The 1692-nt window shown below is 34.5% G+C and carries 2 protein-coding genes; both read right to left on the minus strand.

Annotation, left to right across the window (positions count from 1 at the left end; genetic code table 11):
- Positions 1-126: 126 nt before the first annotated feature.
- Complete coding sequence (locus tag ACFIO3_RS05095) at positions 127-612, minus strand: peroxiredoxin (RefSeq protein WP_375704160.1); 486 nt, start codon at positions 610-612, stop codon at positions 127-129.
- A 213-nt stretch (positions 613-825) separates the two neighbouring features.
- On the minus strand, positions 826-1692 hold an 867-nt coding region (tyrS, locus tag ACFIO3_RS05100; protein ID WP_375704161.1), incomplete at its 5' end, for a tyrosine--tRNA ligase.

The following is a 1692-nucleotide window of genomic DNA, read 5'->3' on the forward strand; positions in this document are numbered from 1 at the left end:
AATTTAAATGTAGAATAATCAGTTGTTCTTATAAAGCAATATATTATAAAAATTGAAACCATTGGAAAAATTAATATCAATTGGGAAGGAAAACTTTTGCTTTTTAAAATAAATCGAGCATTCTCTTTACAAGTCACCATTACGATGTAAAAGTGTTGCAGCAGCTAAAACATTTTCAGCATGTCCAGATACACTTACTTTGCGCCATTCTTCTGTTATTATTCCATGTGCATCAATTAAAAAAGTGCTCCGTTCAACACCCATATATTTGCGTCCATACATACTTTTCTCCACCCAAACACCATAAGCTTCAAGGGTCCTTTTTTCTTCATCAGAAACCAAGATGACATCAAGTTCATGTTTTACTTTAAATTTATCATGTTTTTTTACATTATCTGGAGAGATTCCAATAACAACAACACCAATTTCATCAAATTTCGTCTTTAATTTTGTAAAATCAAGCGCTTCGCTTGTGCATCCACTGGTATCATCTTTGGGATAAAAATATAAAACAACAGGTTTTCCTTTAAAGTCAGAAAGACATACTATCTCTCCTCCATCGCGTGGTAAATTAAAATCAGGAGCAAGAGTACCTTTCATTGAGTTTATCATTTTTTTATCTTTCTTTTTAAGCGCAAAGATCAATTACTAGCATACAGAGAAGGAATAAAGTTTCAACTCTCTAAAATAGAATTATTTCAAAGACTTTTTCGCCATCATATAAAATTATTCTGTCATAAGAATTAAATTAAAAAATGAGGGAAGAAAGCGTAAGAAAGATCAATATCACGGATATAAATATAGAATGAATGAGACATCAATAGATTATAGCGGTTTGATCAAAATATGTTTTTTCTTTCCGAAAGAAAGTTTAATGATTCCTTCTGCTGTCACATCTTTTTCAATAATAAGGTGTGTTTCATCCTCAATAATTTGATCATTTACACGTACGCCCCCACCTTGAACGTGTCGGCGTGCCTCACTATTAGATTTAGCAAGTCCTGCTTGTACTAAAAGAGTGAGCAATCCAACACCTTTTTTAAATTCTGAGGAATTAATTTCAACAGTTGGAAGATTTTCTCCCAGAGTTTTTTCTTCAAACGTTTTGCGAGCCGTTTCTGCAGCTTCATCGGCAAGAGCGCGTCCATGCAACATTGCTGTAACTTCTGTTGCAAGAATTTTTTTTGCTTCGTTAATTTCAGTTCCTTGTAATAGAGAAAGTTTAAGAATCTCATCCATCGGTAATGGAGTATAGAGCTTTAGAAATCGTATTACATCAGCATCTTCTGTATTGCGCCAGTATTGCCAAAATTGATAAGGTGAAAGCTTATCCGCATTCAGCCATACAGCTCCATTCAATGATTTACCCATTTTGGCACCGGAAGAGGTTGTCAGCAATGGTGATGTTAACGCATATAATTGCGGTGTTCCTAAACGATGCCCTAATTCGATTCCGTTAATAATGTTGCCCCACTGATCAGAGCCCCCCATTTGCATACGCAACCCATAACGTTTATAAAGTTCAACAAAGTCATAAGCTTGCAGAATCATATAATTAAACTCTAAGAATGACAAAGAGTGTTCACGCTCAAGTCTGAGTCTGACAGAATCAAATGACAACATACGGTTGACAGAAAAATGCTTTCCTACATCACGCAAAAATTCTAAGTAGTTTAAATTGCATAACCATTC

The sequence above is a fragment of the Bartonella sp. AD328YNZD genome, from assembly GCF_042196425.1.